This is a genomic window from Amycolatopsis aidingensis, assembly GCF_018885265.1.
GTDB lineage: Bacteria > Actinomycetota > Actinomycetes > Mycobacteriales > Pseudonocardiaceae > Amycolatopsis > Amycolatopsis aidingensis.
Map to the genome: position 1 here is coordinate 3,357,281 of NZ_CP076538.1, position 19,585 is coordinate 3,376,865.

General features: G+C 74.6%; 5 protein-coding genes. 3 read left to right on the forward strand and 2 right to left on the reverse strand.

The window, feature by feature from the left end; genetic code table 11:
• Positions 1-6 precede the first annotated feature (6 nt).
• Both KOI47_RS15615 and KOI47_RS15620 read right to left on the reverse strand, forming a co-directional pair.
• Complete coding sequence (locus KOI47_RS15615; protein WP_216216680.1) at positions 7-201, reverse strand: ferredoxin; 195 nt, start codon at positions 199-201, stop codon at positions 7-9.
• A 29-nt stretch (positions 202-230) separates the two neighbouring features.
• Positions 231-1,409 carry a cytochrome P450 gene (locus tag KOI47_RS15620; protein WP_216216681.1) on the reverse strand — a complete coding sequence of 393 codons (1,179 nt, stop codon included), beginning with the start codon at positions 1,407-1,409 and terminating at the stop codon, positions 231-233.
• A gap of 240 nt (positions 1,410-1,649) precedes the next feature.
• Here KOI47_RS15620 and KOI47_RS15625 point away from each other — a divergent pair, with 240 nt between their 5' ends.
• Genes KOI47_RS15625 through KOI47_RS35605 form a run of 3 tightly spaced genes read left to right on the forward strand, consistent with a single transcriptional unit; the run spans position 1,650 to position 19,559 of the window.
• On the forward strand, positions 1,650-7,895 hold the full coding sequence (locus KOI47_RS15625; RefSeq protein ID WP_216216682.1) for a type I polyketide synthase: 6,246 nt from the start codon (positions 1,650-1,652) through the stop codon (positions 7,893-7,895).
• Entirely contained in the window at positions 7,892-9,061 is a 1,170-nt protein-coding gene (locus KOI47_RS35600) for a beta-ketoacyl synthase N-terminal-like domain-containing protein (RefSeq protein WP_232376762.1), read from the forward strand. The genes KOI47_RS15625 and KOI47_RS35600 overlap by 4 nt, the downstream gene beginning before the upstream one ends.
• A 31-nt stretch (positions 9,062-9,092) precedes the next feature.
• Positions 9,093-19,559, forward strand: a complete 10,467-nt coding sequence (locus KOI47_RS35605; RefSeq protein ID WP_232376763.1) for a type I polyketide synthase — start codon at positions 9,093-9,095, stop codon at positions 19,557-19,559.
• Positions 19,560-19,585: the final 26 nt, after the last annotated feature.

Consider the following 19,585-nt stretch of genomic DNA (forward strand, 5'->3'; position numbering starts at 1 on the left):
CGGGGCTCAGTCCTCGTGGATCGTGATCGCCCCTGCGGGGCACAGGTTCGCCGCCTCGGACACCGCGGCCCGCGCGGCTTCCCCCGGCCGGTCGGTGTGCAGCGTGACCATCGCGTCCTCGTCCTGGTCGAAGACCTCCGGCGCCTGTAGCACGCACTGGCCTGCCCCGACACAACGGCCGGTGTTCGCGCTGATCCGCATGTCGCTCCTCCGGGAGGATCGGGGGACGGCTACCAGCCGACCGGAAGGGAGTGCAGTCCGAACAGGGTGCCGTCGTACTTGAACGGCAGCTCCGCCACCGGCCGCGTCAGATGCAGGTTCGGCACCCGTTCGAACAGGGTGCGATACACACACTCCATCTCGGCGCGCACCAGGTTCTGGCCGAGGCACTGGTGCACGCCGAAACCGAAGCCGACGTGACCGCGTGCCGAGCGGCCGGGGTCGAAGTCCCGCGGATGCTCGAAGGCGCAGGAGTCGTGGTTGGCGGCGGCGATGAGCGGCATCACCCCCTCGCCCGCGCGGATGAGCTGGCCGCCGATCTCGATATCGGCCACCGCGGTGCGCATGGCCACCAGGTCGGCCACCGAATGGAACCGCACCAGCTCGTCCACGATCCGGTCGTCCCCTATCCACTGTGGATTGGAAAGCAGGGTCACCACCCCGAGCGCGATGTTGTTCGCGGTGGTTTCGTGCCCGGCGATCAGCAGCAGCATGACCACCCCGGACATTTCCTCCTCGCTGACCACCCCGGTGCCGAGGATGCGGCTGATCAGGTCGTCGGCAGGCCATTTCCGTTTGATCGCGATCAGCCGGTTGATATGCCGCAGTAACTGCCGGACGGCCTCGGCGCGTTCGGCCTCGGTGGTGCCTGCCAGGTCGACCAGGGTCTGCGTCCTGGACTCGAAGAAGTCCCGGTCCGCGTGCGGCACCCCGAGGATCGTGCAGATGATCCGGGAAGGCACCGGCAGCGCGAAGTCGGCCACCAGATCCGCCGCCCCGTCGCTTGCCAGCAGCTCGTCCACGCATTCATGCACGGTGCGCTGGATGGTCGGCCGCCACCGTCTGATCCGCGGCACCGAGAACTCCGGAATGAGCACCTTGCGGAACCGGTCGTGCTCCGGCGGGTCCAGTCCGACGAACCAGCCCGGTATCTCCTCCTGTGTCGGCACCCCACCGGTCCGTGCGACCTTCGGGAAGCCCGCGTTCGCCGGGTTGGCGCTGATTCGTGGATCGGTGAGCAGGGCGCGCACGTCCTCGTGCCGGGACACCAGCCAGACCGGCTGGCCGCTCGGCAGGTGCGCGCGCACCAGACCCTCCCGTTCGCGCAACCCGTCGTACTCCCTCGGGGGAAAGGGCGCGCCGCGCCGGCGCAGCGGGAAGTCCACCACATTCGAGCGGACGTCCGTCATATCCGCCTCCCTCACCGCATCGGCGGCCGCACTGTGCTGATTCGCAGGGTGCCGCACCGGTACCAGAGAAATCCCTAGTCCTCCCGATTCGGGAACGACGCCGGGCCAGGGGTGATCATCCGGCACCCGCTCTGGGGGAAAGTGCAGTCCCCGGTCCATACGGTCCGACTCGATGCCCCGAAGCGAAACCCGCCCTGCCCGCCGGCCGGTTCGCCCCGGCACGAGCCCGGAGGAGTCTGGATGAGCGCGACCAAGGACCACGGTCCCGTCGATATCATCGGGTATCTGCGTTCCGCGGTTGCCCGGCTCGCCGGGATGCCACCGGATGCGGTGGCGACCGGGGTGCCGCTGCGCGAGCTCGGCGTGGACTCGGCGGGGATGACCCGGCTGGCCACCGATATCTCCGACCGGCTCGGCAGGCCGGTGCCGGCCTGGGCGGTGTGGCAGCATCCGACCGTGGCCGCGCTGGCCACCTTCCTCGCGGGCGAACCCGGCACGGCGGACCCGGCGGCCCGGCAGGTGGCGGCGACCGCGGAACCGGTAGCCATCGTCGGCATGGGCTGCCGGCTGCCGGGCGGGATCGATTCCCCCGCCGAGCTGTGGTCGGGTCTGCTGTCCGGTGTGGACGCCGTGGGCCCGGTGCCTGCCGGCCGGTGGGACGGCGAGGACTGGTTCGACCAGGACCCCGCCGCCCCGGGGCGGACCACCAGCCGCCGGGGCGGTTTCCTCGACGATGTCGCGGGTTTCGACGCCGCCTTCTTCCGGATCGCCCCCGCCGAGGCGGACCGGATGGATCCCCAGCAGCGGGTGGCGCTCGAGGTCGCCTGGTCCGCGCTGGAGGACGCCGGGGTGGCCCCTGACCGGCTGGAAGGTAGCAACACCGGGGTGTTCCTCGGAACGATGTGGCAGGAGTACCACCTGGCGACCGGTGCCGACCCCACCGCGATCGGCTCGCAGTCGGCGGTTGGCTGGGACACCTCCATCGTGCCCGCGCGGATCGCCTACGCCCTCGGTCTGCGCGGGCCGGTGCTGTCCGTCGGCACGGCATGCAGCTCCTCGCTCGGCGCGCTGCACCTTGCCGCGCACAGCCTGCGCCGAGGCGAGTCCGACCTGGTCCTCGCCGGCGGGGTCAGCCTGATGCTGCATCCGCACACCACCATTGCGATGACCAAGTTCGGCGGGCTGAACCCGCACGGGCAGTGCCGCGCCTTCGACGCCGACGCCGCCGGGTACGTGCGCGGCGAGGGTTGCGGGGTGGTGGTGCTGCGCAGGCTGTCCGACGCGCTGCGCGAAGGGGACCGGATCTACGCGGTGCTGCGCGGCAGCGCGATGAACAACGACGGCGCATCCAACGGGCTCACCGCACCCAACCCGCTGGCACAGGCCGAGGTGCTGCGCGCGGCCTGGCTGGAGGCCGCGGTTGCACCGCATCAGGTATCCTATGTGGAGACACATGGAACCGGGACGCCGCTCGGGGACGTGATCGAGGCCGGGGCGCTGGGCGAGGTGTTCGCCCGCGGCCGCGCCGAGGAGCTGCGGATCGGCTCGGTGAAGACCAACTTCGGGCACCTGGAACCCGCCGCCGGGGTGCTCGGCGTGCTGAAAACCGCGCTGTCCCTGCACCACGGGGAGCTGCCTGCCAGCCTGCACTGCGAGCGGCCCAACCCGAAGATCGACTTCGCTGGGCAGCGGCTGGCGGTGGTGACCGAGCGGCAGGGCTGGCCGGAGGGGCCCCGCTACGCCGGGGTCAGCGGGTTCGGCTTCGGCGGCACCAACGTCCACCTCGCACTGGAGCAGGCGCCGTACCGCAGGCGCAGGCTGGTCGCGCTGGCCGCGGACACCGAGCGGGAACTGCGCGAGCAGGTGGCGGAGTTCCTGCGGGAGCCGGAGGCGGACGCGCTGCCCCGCGGGTCCGGGCCCTACCGCGCCTTCGCCGCGGTGGAGCGGCAGGCCGAGCTGGCGACCGCGCTGCGGGACGCCCGGCGGACCGCCGAGCCTGGCTCCCGCCCGCGGGTGGCGTTCTGCTTCTCCGGGCACGGCAGCCAGTGGGCGGGCATGGGCCGCGGCCTGCTGGCCGAACCGGCGTTCCGCGCCGCCCTTGCCGAGGCCGACCGCGCCCTTGCCGAGTTCACCGGCTGGTCGGTGTGGGCGGAGTTGCTGGCCGAGCACCCGGAACTGGAGCGCACCGAGGTGGTCCAGCCGGTGCTGTTCGCTTTCCAGGTGGCGCTGGCCCGCACGCTGCGAGCCTGGGGCATCACTCCGGATGTGGTGTTCGGGCAGAGTATCGGCGAGGTGGCCGCCGCGGTGACCGCGGGCGCGCTCACCCTCGCCACGGGCGCCAGGATCATCGCCGTATGGTCCGGGTTGGTCGCGGAACGCGCGAGCGGCACCGGCGGGGTGCTGCTGTGCGAGCTGGCCGAGGCCGATGCCGCGCGGATCGCGGGCGAGCGGCTCACCGTCGCCGGGTCGCTCGCCCCGGACCGGACCTGCCTTTCCGGCCCGCACGACCAGCTCGACACCGTGCAGCGGGAACTGGCCGAGGCGGGGGTGCGCACCCAGCGGGTCGCCATCGACTATCCCTCGCACAGCACCGGCCTCGCCGGGCTACGGCCGGAACTGCTCCGGCGGCTCGGGGAGGTGCGGCCCGGCGCGACCGCGGTACCGTTCGTGTCCACGGTCACCGCGGGGCCGCTGGCGGGCCCGGAACTGGACACCGAGTACTGGGTGCGGAACATGTGCCTGCCCATGCGGCTCGCGGACGCGGTCGCTCCGGCCATCGGGCAGGAGCCGAGCCGGATCGTGGAGATCGCCCCGCACCCGGTGCTGGCCGGGCCGCTGGCCCGCACCGTAGCCGCGGACCCCTGGCTGCCCCGCGCCCCGATCGCCGCGACCTGCCGCAGGGACCAGCCTGCCCGGCAGTCCCTCGAAGACCTCGCCGGTCTGCTATGGACGGACGGCGTCCCGGTGGACTGGACCGCGGTCCGCGGCGGCACGGACGCAGGCGGCAGGCTGCTGCCCTGGGTGCTGTCCGCCCGTACCTCGGACGCGCTGCGGGACCAGGCCGCCGCCCTGAGCGAACATCTGGCCGCGCGGCCCGATCTCGCCGCCGCCGACATCGGCTACACCCTCGCCACGGCACGGGCGAGCATGGAACAGCGGGCGGTGCTGCTGGCGCGGGAGCGCACCGGGTTCGCGGACGGACTCGCCGCCCTCGCCGCGGGCCAGGACGCACCCGGCCTGGTCACCGGCCGCGCCGTACCCGGTGCGGCGGACGCCGGACCGGTGCTGGTGTTCCCAGGGCAGGGCGCGCAGTGGTGCGGTATGGCCCGCGAACTGCTCGGCACCGCCCCCGCCTTCGCCGAGCGGTTCGCCGAATGCGCCCTGGCGCTGGAGCCCTTCGTGGACTTCACCCCGGCCGAGGTCCTCGCCGATGACGAGGCACTGGCCAGGGTGGAGGTGGTGCAGCCGGTGCTGTGGGCGGTGCTGGTGTCCCTTGCCGGACTGTGGTCCGCGCACGGGCTGCGGCCGGCCGCCGTGGTCGGGCACTCCCAGGGCGAGATTGCCGCCGCCTGCGTGGCAGGGGCGCTCTCCCTCGCCGACGGGGCGCGGGTGGTCGCACTGCGCAGCAGGCTGGTGGCCCGCGAACTGGCCGGGCGGGGCGGTATGGTCTCGGTCGCCCTGCCCCGCGAGCACCTGCCCCGGTACCTCACCAGGCTGACCGGACGGCTGGCGCTGGCCGCCGAGAACGGCGCGGCCTCCACCGTGCTCTCCGGCGAGCCCGCCGCGCTGGAGGAGCTGCTGGCCCGGTGTGCCGCCGAGGAGGTGCGGGCGCGGCGCGTCCCGGTGGACTACGCCTCGCACTCCGAGCAGGTCGGCGCGATCCACGCGGAGCTGCTGGAACAGCTCGCTCCGATCCGGCCGCGCCCGGCCGAGCTGACCTTCCACTCCACGGTGACCGGCGAACCGGTGGCGGACACCGGCACCCTGGACGCCGGGTACTGGTACCGCAACCTGCGCGGCACCGTGGAGTTCAGGGCCGCGATCGAGCGGCTGGCCGCCGCGGGCCACCGGGTGTTCATCGAGGCCAGCCCGCACCCGGTGCTCACCATGGCGATCGAGGAGACGACCGCGGACCTCGGCGCGGTCGCCGTCGGCAGCCTGCGCCGGGACGACGGCGGCCTGGCGCGGTTCCACCAGTCCCTCGCCGAGGCACACGTCCGGGGCGCGCGGCTGGACTGGCGCGTGGCCCTGCCCTCGGCGCATCGTGTCGACCTGCCAACCTACCGGTTCCAGCACCGGCGGCACTGGCTGGATCGCGAGCACCCGGCCCCCGGCGGCACCGGCCTGCCGGAGGAGGCCGCGCTGTGGGAGGCCGTGGACCGCGGCGACGTGGACACCGTGAGATCCACATTGGACGTCGAAGCGGACGGGACACTGGCGGAACTGGTGCCCGCACTCGCCGCGTGGCGTAGCCGCGGCCGGGACGAGTCGGCGATCAGGGACTGCTGGTACGAGGTCACCTGGACCCGGCTGCCCGAGCGGCCCGCGCCGGACCCCACCGGTACCTGGCTGGTGCTCCTGCCGGCACGGGACGAACTCGTCCGGCCGGTGCTGGACGGACTGGCCGGGGCCGGCATGGACCTGGTGACCGTGCGGCAGGAACCGCACACCGGCAGGGAAGCACTGGCCCGCTCCTGCGCGGCCGCGGCGGGGACACACCGGCTCACCGGGGTGCTCTCCCTGCTGGCACTGGACACCGGCCCGCACCCGGACCGGCCCGCGGTGCCTGCCGGATACGCCGCCACCCTGCTCGCCATCCAGGCGCTCGGCACCGCCGCCGTCACCGCCCCGCTGTGGTGCCTCACCACCGGCGCCGTACGTGCCGAGTCGACTGGGGACCCGGTCAGCCCTTCGCAGCGGCTGGTGTGGGGGCTGGGCCGGGTCGCGGCGCTGGAGCACGCCGACCGCTGGGGCGGCCTGATCGACCTGCCTGCCGAGCCGGAGCAGCAGACCTGGCGCAGGCTGGCCGCGGCGCTGCACCGCGGCGAGGGCGAGGACCAGCTGGCCATCCGCGGAAACCGCACGCTGGCAAGGCGGCTGCACCGCGCGAGTGTGCCCGCACCCACCGGCTGGCACCCCAGGGGCACCGTGCTGATCACCGGTGGGACCGGCGCACTGGGCGCCCACCTGGCCCGCTGGGCCGCCGGGCACGGGGCCGAGCGGATCGTGCTGGCAGGCCGCCGTGGCCCGGACGCCCCCGGCGCCGCCGAGCTCGTGGCCGAGTTGCGGGCCACCGGGGTGCAGGTGCTGGTCGAGGCCTGCGATGTCGCCGAACGGGACCAGGTGCGCGAGCTGCTGGACCGGATCGACGCTCCGGGCGGCCTGCGCACGGTGATCCACGCGGCCGCCGTGCTGGACGACGCTGTGCTGGACACCCTGGACGCCGACCAGGTGGAACGCGCACTGCGGGTCAAGGCGCAGGGTGCCTGGCACCTGCACGAGCTGACCGCCGGCATCGACCTGGACGCCTTCGTGCTGTTCTCCTCCTTCGGTGCCACCGTCGGCCTGCCAGGGCAGGGCAACTACGCACCCGCCAACGCCTACCTGGACGCCCTCGCCGAGCTGCGGCAGGCCGAGGGACTGCCCGCCACGGCCGTCTCCTGGGGAGCATGGGCCGGGGCGGGGATGGGCCGCACGGCGGTGGCCGGAGTACTGGAACGGCACGGCGTTCCCGGCATCCCGCCGGAGCGGGCCGTGCTGGCGCTGCGCAGGGCCATCGAGGGCGGCAGGCCCTGCCAGACCGTGGCCGACGTGCGCTGGGAGCGGTTCCTCGCGGCCTTCACCGCGGTGCGGCCCAGCAGGCTGCTCGCGGACCTGCCGGAGGTGCGGCGGGCCGCCGCGGCCGCCGAGGACCCGCAGCGGAAGGGCCTGCGGCACCGGCTGGTCACCCTGCCCGCGGACCAGCGGCGCGAGGCCGTGGCCGAGGTGGTGCTCAAGCACGCCGCGGCCGTCCTCGGCTACCGTCCCGGCGACCGGCCCGAACCGGAGCGCGCCTTCCGCGAGCTCGGCTTCGACTCGGTGACCGGGGTGGACCTGACCAACCGGCTGGGCGCCGAGACCGGCCTGCGGCTGCCGGTCACGCTGGTGTTCGAGCACCCGACCCCGGCCGCCGTCACCGGCCACCTGCTGGCCGAGCTGGACCTGGACGAGGGGCCACGCGGCCCGGCGGCCGCGGTGGACGCGGTGGAGACCGCGCTGACCGGGCTCGACCCGGCGGCGTTGCGCGCCACCGATCTCGGCAGGCTGCGGTCCGCGCTGCGCAAGCTGGACCACCTGGTTGGCGCGGGTCCCGAACCGGAGCAGCCTACGGCCGAGGACCCCCGGACGGCGGAGGCCCTTGACGACGTCTCCGATGAGGACCTGTTCCGGTTCATCGACAAGAAGTTCGGCGAGGACGCCGCGGGCACCAGCCGGAGGGCCATGTGACGGCGAACGAGGACAAGTTACGTGAGTACCTGAAGAAGGTCACCGCGGAGCTGGACGCCACCCGGGGCAGGCTGCGGCGGCTCACCGAGGCCGAACGGGAACCGATCGCGGTGGTGTCGATGAGCTGCAGGCTGCCGGGTGGAGTGTCCACACCGGACGGATTCTGGCGGCTGCTGGCCGAGGGCAGGGACGCGATCGGGCCGCTGCCCGCCGACCGCGGCTGGGACCTGGACGCCCTCTACCATCCCGACCCGGACACCCCGGGCACCGTCTACGCCACCGCGGGCGGATTCCTCGAGGACGCGGCCGAGTTCGACGCCGGGTTCTTCGGCATCTCGCCGCGGGAGGCGGTGGCCATGGACCCGCAGCAGCGGCTGCTGCTGGAAGGCGCGTGGGAGGCGCTGGAGGCGGCCCGGATCGACCCGTTCTCGCTGCGCGGCGGGGACACCGGTGTCTACCTCGGCACCAACGGCCAGGACTACGCCGCCCTCGCCACCGGCGAGAGCAGCGAGGGCCACACCCTCACCGGCGGCGCGGCCAGCGTGCTCGCCGGCCGGGTGGCCTACACGCTGGGCCTGCGCGGCCCGGCGATGACCGTGGACACCGCCTGCTCCTCCTCGCTGGTCGCGCTGCACAGCGCGGTACGGGCGCTGCGCGGCGGCGAATGCGCACTGGCCCTCGCGGGCGGCGCCACCGTGATGGCCACCCCGCGGCTGCTGATCGAGTTCAGCAGGCAACGCGGGTTGTCGGCGGACGGGCGGTGCCGCGCCTTCGCCGCGGCCGCCGACGGTACCGGGTTCGCCGAGGGCAGCGGCATCCTGGTGCTGGAACGGTTGTCCGACGCGCTGCGCAACGAGCACCCCGTGCTCGCGCTGGTGCGCGGCAGCGCGGTGAACGCCGACGGCGCATCCAACGGGCTCACCGCACCCAGCGGCGAGGCGCAGCAGGAGGTCATCCGCGCCGCGCTGGCCGATGCCGGGCTCTCCCCGGCCGAGGTGCACGCCGTGGAGGCGCACGGCACCGGCACCACGCTCGGCGACCCCATCGAGGCCCGCGCCCTGCTCGCCACCTACGGGCAGGGACGCGACCCCGGCCGTCCACTGTGGCTCGGGGCGGTCAAGTCGAACCTCGGCCACACCCAGGCGGCGGCCGGGTGGCCGGGGTGATCAAGATGGTGCAGGCGCTGCGGCACGGGCAATGGCCGCGCACCCTGCACGCGACGGAACCGACCTCGCACGTCGACTGGTCCGGGGCGGCGTGCGGCTGCTGACCGAGCCGGTCGGGCTGCCCGAGGACGAGGCGCCGCACCGGGCCGGGGTGTCCTCCTTCGGGATCAGCGGGACGAACGCGCACGTCATCCTCGAACAGGCACCCGCGCCGGAACCCGCCCGGCAGGTCACGCCGGAGACCGAGCTTCCCGCGCTGCCGCTGCTGTTGTCCGCGCACACCGCCGGGGGACTGCGCGAGCAGGCACGCCGCCTCGCCACCCTGCTGACCGGCGCGCAGCGGCCCCGCCCGGTCGACCTCGCCTGGTCCCTGCTCGGCACCAGGGCCCGGCTCGGGCGGCGGGCGGCCGTGCTCGGCGGCCCGGAGCAGCTGGTGGCCGGGCTGACCGCACTCGCCGAGGGCAGGCAGGCGGAAGGCGTACGGCTCGGCACCGAGGTCACCGGGCGGACCGCGTTCGTGTTCCCAGGGCAGGGCGCCCAGCGGGCCGGGATGGGGCGGGCCCTTTACGACACCTTCCCGGAGTTCGCCGCCGCCTTCGACACCCTGTGCGCGCACCTGGACCCGTTGCTGGAACGCCCGCTGCGGGAGGTCGCCTTCGCCGCTGCCGGGACACCGGAGGCGGAACTACTGGACCGCACCGACTTCACCCAGCCCGCCCTGTTCGCCTTCGAGGTGGCCCTGTTCCGGCTGCTGGAGTCCTGGGGCCTCACCCCGGAGCACCTGCTCGGCCACTCGATCGGGGAGCTGGCCGCCGCCCAGGTGGCCGGCATGTGGTCGGTACCGGACGCCTGCCTGCTGGTGGCCGCGCGCGGGCGGCTGATGCGCGAGCTCGGCGGCAGCGGCGCGATGCTGGCCGTGCGCGCAGGCGAGGACGAACTGCCGGAGCTGCTGGCCGGGCGGGAGGACCGGCTGTGCCTTGCTGCGGTGAACGGGCCGTCCACCCTGGTGCTGTCCGGATCCGCGGCCGCGGTGGCGGAGCTCGCCGCGGACTGCGCAGCCAAGGGCCGCAGGACCAGGAAGCTCCCGGTGGCGCAGGCCTACCACTCCAGCCGGATGGAGCCGATGCTGGCCGAGTTCCGCGCGGTGACGCAGCGGGTCACCTTCCACCAGCCGCGGCTGGGCCTGGTGTCCGCGGTGACCGGTGAGGCCGGGACCGGCGAGATGGGCGAGCCGGAGTACTGGGTGCGGCAGGTGCGGGAGACGGTCCGGTTCGCCGCGGGAGTCCGCGCGCTGGCCGCCTCCGGCGTGACCAGGTTCGCCGAACTGGGCCCGGACTCCTCCGCCGCGGCCATGGTCGCCGACTGCCTTGCCGAGCAGCCGGAGCCCGGAGCCGTGGTCGCCGCCCGGCCCGGGGACCGGCCGGAGGTGGAGTCGGTGCTCGGCATCGCGGCCCAGCTGCATCTGCACGGCGCCGGAGTGGACTGGGACCGGGTCTTCGCAGGCACCGGCGCTGGCGTCATCGACCTGCCCACCTACCCCTTCCAGCGCGAGCGGTACTGGCCACAGCCGCCCGCGCACACCGGGGGTACCGCCGGGCTGGAGCTGGAGCCGGTCGAGCACCCCTGGCTCACCGTGCGGCCCGAGCTCGCCGAGGGCGCAGGGCAGGTGCTGGCCGGGCGCCTTTCGCCTGCCGAACATCCGTGGCTGGCCGACCATGTGCTGCACGGCACCACGGTGCTGCCCGGCACCGGGCTGATCGAGCTGGCCGCGGCCGCCGCCCGCGCCTGCGGTGCGTCCAGGGTGGACAACCTGGCCATGGTGGCGCCGCTGGTGCTGCCGGAGGACGGCGCGGTGCGCGTGCAGGTCGCCATCGGCGCGGAGACCGGCGGGCCGCGTTCGGTCGCGGTGTACGGCCGCGCCGAGGACGGCGGCAGCTGGACCCTGCACGCCACCGGTGCGGTGGCCACCGGCACCGGCGCGCCGCCCGGCCCCGGGTTCGCCGCACTGCGCGACTGGCCGGTGCCCGGCGCCGAGGACGTCCCGATGACCGGCTTCTACCAGCGGTTCGCCGACCAGGGCGTCGACTACGGGCCCGCGCTGCGCACCACTGTCCGGCTGTGGCGCCGTGGCGACCGCGGCTACGGCCTGGTGCGGCTGCCGGATGGCATGCCCGGCGACGGTTTCGGCCTGCACCCGGCACTGCTGGACGGGGCGCTGAACGTGATGCGGGCCTGCCAGGATGGCGGCCAGGACGCCCCGCTGGCCCAGGTGCCGGTGGAGTGCACCGGGATGGAGCTGTACGCCACCGGTGGCACCGAGCTGCGCGTCCTGGTCGAGGCACGGCCGCATCCCGACGGCAGGACCCTCGCGGTGTGGCTGGCCGACGCCGTGGGCGAGCCGGTGGGGCGGATCTCCGCCCTCGAGCTCAGATCGGCCAGCGCGGCCCAGCTGAGCGCGGCCGCGGGCACCGGCCGGGGAGAGCTGTACCAGGTGCTGCCGCGCCCGGTGCGGCCCGCAACCGGGCCGGTCCGGCGGCCCGGCACCGTGGTGCTCGGCGGTGCCGGGCGAGTCGCCGAGGCACTCGGCTGCCCGGCCGCGGCCACCGTGGCCGAGCTGGCCGCGGAAGGCGCGGCACCCGGCCGGATCGTGGTGGACGCGACCGAGCCCGCCGCGGAGCCGGAGTCGGTGGCCGTGGAGACCCTGTCCACCCTGCAACTCCTGCTCCGGCGGCCGGAACCGGCCGAGCTGGTCTGGGTGACCGCGGCCGGAACCGGCCCCGAGCTGAGCGGCGCGCCGGTGCGCGGGCTGCTGCGCGCGGCGCGGGCCGAGCACCCCGAGCAGGTGCTGCGGCTGGTCGAATGGGACGGCGGCGCCGAACACCTCGCGGCCGCGCTGGAGCTGGCCGGTGAGCCGGACCTGCTGGTACACGGGCCGGAGCTGCAGGCACCCCGGCTGGCAAGGGCCGAGCGGAGCGCGGCGGACGGACCACCCTCGCTGGATCCCGAAGGCACCGCGCTGATCACCGGCGGAACCGGCGAACTGGGCCGCGTCGTGGCGCACCACCTGCTGGCCACGCACGGGATCCGCAGGCTGCTGCTCACCTCCCGCCGTGGCGAGGATGCGCCCGGAGCCCGCGAACTGGCCGCGGAGCTGACCGCCGCGGGCGCGACGAGCGTGCGGGTACTGGCCTGCGACGTTGCCAACCGCGACCAGGTGGCGACCGTTCTGTCCGAAGTGGACGACAAGTATCCGCTCACCGCCGTGCTGCACCTCGCCGGGGTACTGGACGACGGCCTGCTGCTCGACCACGACCCGGACCGCCTGCGCCGGGTGTTCGCGCCCAAGGTCGCCGGCGCCCGGCACCTCGACGAGCTCACCAGGGACCGCCCGCCAGCGGCCTTCGTGCTCTTCTCCTCCGCGGCGGGCACCATCGGCACCGCGGGTCAGGGCGGTTACGCCGCGGCCAACGCGGTACTGGACGCGATCGCCACCAGCAGGCGGGCCGCAGGCCTGCCTGCCACCAGCCTGGCCTGGGGGCTGTGGCAACAGTCCGGCGAGGGCATGACCGCGGGCCTCGGCCAGGCCGGAATCGCCAGGCTCCGGCGACGCGGCATCAGCCCATTGCCGGTGCGCGACGGGCTGCGGCTGCTGGACCGCGCGCTGCGCAATCCCGCGCCCCACCTGGTGCCGATCGCCATCGACCTGCGGGCCGTGCGGCGGGAGGCCGGGCAGGGCGCCGCCGTGCCCGCCGTGCTGTACGACCTCCTCGGCGGACCGCCGCCCACCGGCACCGCGGGCGGAACCCGGCCGGTGCCGCTGCGGGAGCGGCTGCTCGGTCTCCCGCGGCGGCAGCGCCTCGGCGAGCTCACCACGATGGTGCTGCGCGAGTCGGCCCTGGTGCTGGGGCTGGCGGACCCCGCCGACCTGGACCCCCGGCAGCCACTGGCCGAACGCGGCCTCGACTCGCTGATGGCCGTGGAACTGCGCCGCAGGCTGGCCGAGGCCGCCGGGGTTCCGCTGCCGGCGACCCTCATCTTCGACCACCCCGCACCGCGGGGCATCGCCGGACTCCTGCTGTCCACTATGGATCCCGGAATGGATCCCGGCGAGGCGGGAACCGCGCCCGCGCGGACCGGGAGCGCGGCCCCGCCCGCGGCGGAACCGGTCGCCATCGTCGGTATGGGCTGCCGCTACCCCGGCGGGATCGGCTCCCCGGATGACCTGTGGGACCTGGTGGCAGGGGCAGTGGACACGGCGGGGGAGTTCCCCGGTGACCGCGGCTGGGACCTGGCGGCGCTGTTCCACCCCGACCCGGACCGGGCCGGCACCTCGCATACCCGCTTCGGTGGTTTCCTCGCCGACGCGGCCGGTTTCGATGCCGGGTTTTTCGGGATGTCGCCGCGGGAGGCGGTGGCTACGGATGCGCAGCAGCGGTTGTTGCTGGAGGTGTCCTGGGAGGCGTTGGAGCGGGCGGGGATTGATCCGCATGTGCTGCGGGGTTCGCCGACGGGGGTGTTCGCGGGGGTGATGTACAGCGACTACGCCACCCTGCTCGGCGCGGAGTTCGAGGGCTATCAGAGTACGGGAAGCGCGCCCAGCGTGGCTTCGGGCAGGGTGGCTTATGCGCTGGGGTTGGAGGGGCCCGCGGTGACGGTGGATACGGCGTGTTCGTCCTCGTTGGTGGCGTTGCACTGGGCGGCGCAGGCGTTGCGTTCGGGGGAGTGTTCGCTGGCGCTGGCGGGTGGGGTGACCGTGATGGCGACTCCGAGTACCTTTGTGGACTTTTCCCGCCAGGGTGGGTTGGCCCCGGATGGGCGGTGCAAGGCGTACTCGGATGCGGCGGATGGCACCGGCTGGTCCGAGGGGGTCGGGATGCTGGTGCTGGAGCGGTTGTCCGATGCGGAGCGCAACGGGCACCGGATCTTGGCCGTGGTGCGGGGCAGCGCGGTGAACTCCGATGGCGCATCCAACGGGTTGACGGCGCCGAACGGGCCCTCCCAGCAACGGGTGATCCGGCAGGCCCTCGGCTCCGCGGGACTATCCACATCGGAGGTCGATGTGGTGGAGGGGCACGGGACCGGCACCCCGCTCGGGGATCCGATCGAGGTGCAGGCGGTGCTGGCCACCTATGGCCAGGATCGGGAGACCCCGCTGTTGTTGGGTTCGGTGAAGTCGAATCTTGGGCATACTCAGGCCGCGGCCGGGGTGGCTGGTGTGATCAAGATGGTGCAGGCTATGCGGCACGGCCAGCTCCCGCGCACCCTGCATGCCGATGCGCCCTCGTCCCAGGTGGACTGGACTGCCGGGAAGGTGGAACTGCTGGCGCAGCCCGCCGGCTGGCCGGAGACCGATCACCCCCGGCGTGCCGGGGTGTCCTCCTTCGGCGTCAGCGGCACCAACGCCCACGTCATCCTGGAACAGCCGCCCGCAACCGAACCCGCCCCCGTGGAACCGGACGTCCCTGCCGTCGTGCCCTGGGTGCTGTCGGCGCGCACCGAGCCCGCGCTGCGCGACCTCGCCGGGCGGCTGGCCGGATTCCTGGACACCCATCCAGCCAGGGAAGCCGATGTCGGGTTCGCACTGGCCACCAGCCGGGCCGGGCTGCCCTGCCGGGCCGTGCTGCTCGGCGCCGACCAGGCCGAGCTGCGGGCGGGACTACATGCGCTCGCCGAGGACGCGCCCTCCCCGGCGCTGGTGCGCGCCACGGCAGCCCGCACCGGCGGGTTGGTCTTCGTGTTCCCCGGCCAGGGTGCGCAATGGACCGGCATGGCCCGCGACCTGCTGGCCACCTCACCGGTGTTCGCCGAGGCGATGGCCGGGTGCGCACGGGCCCTCGCGCCGCACCTTGACCTCTCGCCGATCGACGCGCTGGCCGACGCGGAGGCACTGGCCAGGGTGGAGGTGGTGCAACCGACGCTGTGGGCGGTGCTGGTGTCCCTGGCCGCGGTCTGGCGTGAGCTGGGCATCCGGCCGGACGCGGTGGTCGGCCATTCCCAGGGCGAAGTCGCCGCAGCCGTGGTCGCGGGCGGCCTCTCCATCGAGGACGGCGCACTCGTGGTGGCGCGGCGCAGCCGGGCGATCGCGCACGCGCTGGCAGGCAGCGGCGGGATGGCCTCGGTGGCACTGCCGGTCGAGGAGGTCGAGGACCTGCTGCGCCGGTTCGGCGGAAGGCTGTCCGTCGCCGCGGTCAACGGGCCCGCCGCCGTGGTGGTGTCCGGCGCCGTGGACGCCCTGCGGGAACTGGCGGGCCGCTGCGCCGCGGACGGGGTCAGGGCACGCATCCTGAAGGTGGACTACGCCTCACATTCGGCGCAGGTCGAGGTGCTGGAGGAGGTACTGGCCGAGACACTCGCGCCGATCCGGCCGCGGACGGGAGAGGTGCCCTTCTACTCCACCGTCACCGGCGCGGAACTGGACACCGCCACGCTGGACGCCCGCTACTGGTACCGCAACCTGCGGCAACAGGTGCGTTTCCAGGAAGCCACCATGGCACTGGCGGAGGCCGGTCACGGCACCTTCGTGGAGGTCAGCCCGCACCCGGTGCTGGCGGCCGAACTGGAGGACACCCTGGACGGCGCCGTCGAGCATCCCGTGGTCACCGGCACCCTGCGCCGCGAAGACGGCGGCATCCGCCGCCTGCTCGCCTCGCTGGGCCACCTGTGGGGGCACGGGGTCGAGGTGGACTGGACCCGGCTGCTGCCCGGCGCCGACCTGGTGGAGCTGCCGACCTACCCGTTCCAGCACGAGCGGTACTGGCCGCGGGCACGAGCCGGGACAGGGGACGCGGCCGGTCTCGGGCTCGCCGCCGCGGGTCACCCCGTGCTGGGCGGGGCGGTCGAACTCGCCGGGCAGGAAGGCCTGCTGCTGACCGGCCGCCTTTCCCTGGAGACACATCCCTGGCTTGCCGACCACCGGGTGCGGGACCAGGTGCTGTTCCCCGGAGCCGGACTCGTCGAACTGGCCGTACGGGCGGGTGACGAGACCGGCTGCGGCAGCCTGGCCGACCTGACCCTCACCGCCCCGCTCGCGCTGCCCGAGCGCGGCGGGGTCCGGATCCAGGTCCAGGTCGAGGAACCCGCCGAGGACGGCAACCGCGCCGTCACCATCCACTCCCGGCCGGACGAACCGGCGGAGGCTGGCTGGACCCGGCACGCCTCCGGCACCCTCGCCCCCGGTGTCCCGGAGGTGGACACCACCTTCGCGGAGTCCTGGCCGCCGCGGGGCGCCACCGAGATCGACCTGACCGGCTGCTACCAGCGGGCCGCCGAACGGGGCTACGGCTACGGGCCGGCCTTCCGCGGACTCACCAGAGCCTGGAGCCGCGACGGCGAGGTGCTCGCCGAGGTCGTCCTCCCGGATGAGGTACCCGGGGCCGAAGGGTTCGGCCTGCACCCCGCGCTGCTGGACGCGGCCCTGCACCCGGTGCTGGTCGCCGGGTTCGACCTGCCGCCGGGCGCGCTGCCGTTCTCCTGGCATGAGGTGTGCCTGCACGCCGTGGACGCCGGCCTGCTGCGGGTGCGGCTGACCGCCGGAGCGGACGGCACGATCGCCATGGTGGCCGCCGACACCGGGGGCGGGCCGGTGGTCTCTGTCGGCACGCTGGTGCTGCGCGCGGGCGCCGCCGAGCGGGCCACCGGCCCCGGCCCGGCCGCGGACTCGCTGTACACGGTGGACTGGAACCCGGTGCCCCTGCCCCGGAACGTGCCGGAAGGGCCGGTCGGCGTACTCGGCACCGGCCTCGGCGTGCCGGGCGAGGTGCGGTTCGCCGGGATCGGCGAGCTGGCCGGAGGGGACGAGATCCCCGAGCTGGTCCTGCTGCCGGTGTCCGGCACCGGCGCCGACCCGGTCACCGCCGCGCACGAGACGGCCGAACAGGTCCTCGGCACCCTGCGCGGCTGGCTGGGCCAGGACCGCTGCACCGGCTCCCGGCTGGTGCTCCTCACCCGTGGCGCCCGCGCAGGCGCGGACCTCGCCGCCGCCACCACATGGGGCCTGCTGCGCACCGCGATCTCCGAACACCCCGGCCGGTTCGGCCTGCTCGATCTGGAAACCGAGCAGGACCTGCCTGCGGCCCTGCCGCACCTGCTCGCCGGAGAGGAGCCGCAGCTGGCCGTGCGGGAGGGGGTGGTGTGCGCGCCACGGCTGGCCGCCGACCGGACCGAGCTGGCGGCCCCGCCGGGCGCGGCGGACTGGCGGCTGGACGTGCACACCCCCGGCAGCGTGGACGGCCTCGGGCTGGTGCCATGCCCGGCCGCGGACCAGGAGCTGTCCGGCAGGCAGGTCCGGATGGCGGTCTCGGCCGCCGGGTTGAACTTCCGCGACCTGCTGTCCACCCTCGGCTTCCAGGAGGTGCTCGCCGCGCTGGCCCGGTACGAGTCCGGCGCCGGGCTGATGGGGGTCGAGGCCGCCGGGGTCGTGGTCGAGACCGGGCCCGAGGTCACCGGCCTGCGGACCGGGGACCGGGTGATGGGGGTGGTCGCGGGCGGCTTCGGCCCGATGGCCGTGGTGGACGAGCGCAGGCTGATCGCCATCCCCGCCGGCTGGTCCGAGGTGACCGCCGCCGGGGTCCCCGCCGCCTTTCTCACCGCGCTGTACGGGCTGGTCGACGTCTCCGGCCTGCGCCGGGGCGAGCGGGTGCTGATCCACGCCGGGGCGGGCGGGGTCGGCATGGCCGCGATCCAGCTCGCGCACTGGCTGGGCGCCGAGGTGTTCGCCACGGCGGGCGAGGCCAAATGGCAGGTGCTGCGCGACCTCGGCGTCGCGCGGGACCATATCGCCTCCTCCCGCACCCTGGACTTCGAGCGGGCCTTCCGCGAGGTCACCGGCGGGGCGGGGATGGACGTGGTGCTGAACTCGCTCGCAGGCGAGTTCGTGGACGCCTCGCTGCGGCTGCTCGCCCCCGGCGGGCGGTTCACCGAGATGGGCAAGAACGACATCCGCCCGGCCGGGGACCACCCGGAGATCGGTTACCGGGCCTTCGACCTCGACGAGGCCGGGACCGAACGGATGGGCGAGATGCTCACCGAGCTGGTGGCCCTGTTCGATCGCGGGGTGCTGCATCCGCTGCCCACCCTGGGGTGGGACATCCGGCGCGCGCAGGACGCCTTCCGGTTCATGAGCCAGGCCAAGCACATCGGCAAGATCGTGCTCACCGTCCCGCCCCGCTGGGACCGCGACCGGGCGGTGCTGATCACCGGCGGCACCGGCGGGCTGGGCAGCGAGCTCGCCAGGCATCTTGCCGGGCACGGCTTCCGCAAACTGGTGCTGGCCGGTCGCCGCGGCCCGGACGCCGCAGGCGCCGCGGAACTGGAAGCCGAACTAGCCGCGGCCGGCTGCCGGGCCCGGATCGTGGCCTGCGACCTCGCGGACCAGGATGCCGCGCACGAGCTGGTCACCGAGATCGCCGAACGCGAAGGGCTGACCGCGGTGGTGCACGCCGCCGGGGTGCTCGACGACGGCGTGCTGGAGACCCTGACCGCGGAGCAGCTACACACCGTGCTGCGGCCCAAGGTGGACGCGGCCTGGCACCTGCACCAGGCGACCCGCGGGCTCGACCTCGCCGGGTTCGTGCTGTTCTCCTCCGCCACCGGGGTACTCGGCACCACCGGACAGGCCAACTACGCCGCCGCGAACACCTTCCTGGACGCGCTGTGCGCGCACCGCCGGGCCGCCGGGCTGCCCGGCGTCTCGCTGGCCTGGGGCGCCTGGCGGCCAGCCACCGGGATGACCGGCGACATGTCCGATGTGGACAGGGCGAGGCTGCGCCGCTCCGGCCTGCCATCCCTGTCCGTGCCGGAGGGCCTGGCGCTGTTCGACGCCGCGGCCACCACCGACACCGCGCTGGCCGTCCCGCTGCGGGTGGATCGCACGGCCCTCGGTGAGCGCGCGGACCTGCCCGCGATCCTGCGCGACCTGGCTCCCGCCCCCTGGCGCCGCGCGGCCGCCCGTTCGGCAGGGCCTGCCCTCGACCTTGCCGAGCGGCTGCGCGGCCTGCCCGCGGCCGAGCGCAGGGCGGAACTGAGCGAGGTCGTGCGCGGCCAGGTCGCCGTGGTGCTCGGATTCTCCGGCGCCGCGGCGATCGAGGAGAACCGGACCTTCGCCGAGCTCGGCTTCGACTCGCTGACCGCAGTGGAACTGCGGAACAAACTGGGTGCGGCGCTGCGCCACAAGCTGCCCGCGACCCTGGTGTTCGACTACCCGACCACCACCACGCTGGTCGACTACCTGCTCGGCACCGTGGTGGGCGAGCAGGAGCCGGGGATCGGCTCGGCGGCCGAGATGGTCGACCGGCTGGAGACCGCGCTGGCCGCCCCGGCGGAGGAGAACGGGGAGAGCGAGGAACTGCTGGCCCGGCTGGAACGGATCGTGTCCCGGCTGCGGCGCACCGCCGAGCAGGGCGCCGACCGGGCAGGCCCATCGGAGGAGGACATCAACTCCGCGCCGGTGGACCGGTTGTTCGACCTGATCGACGAGAACTTCGCCTCCGCGCAGGACTGAAGCCCCGACCCCGACGCGAGCTTGTG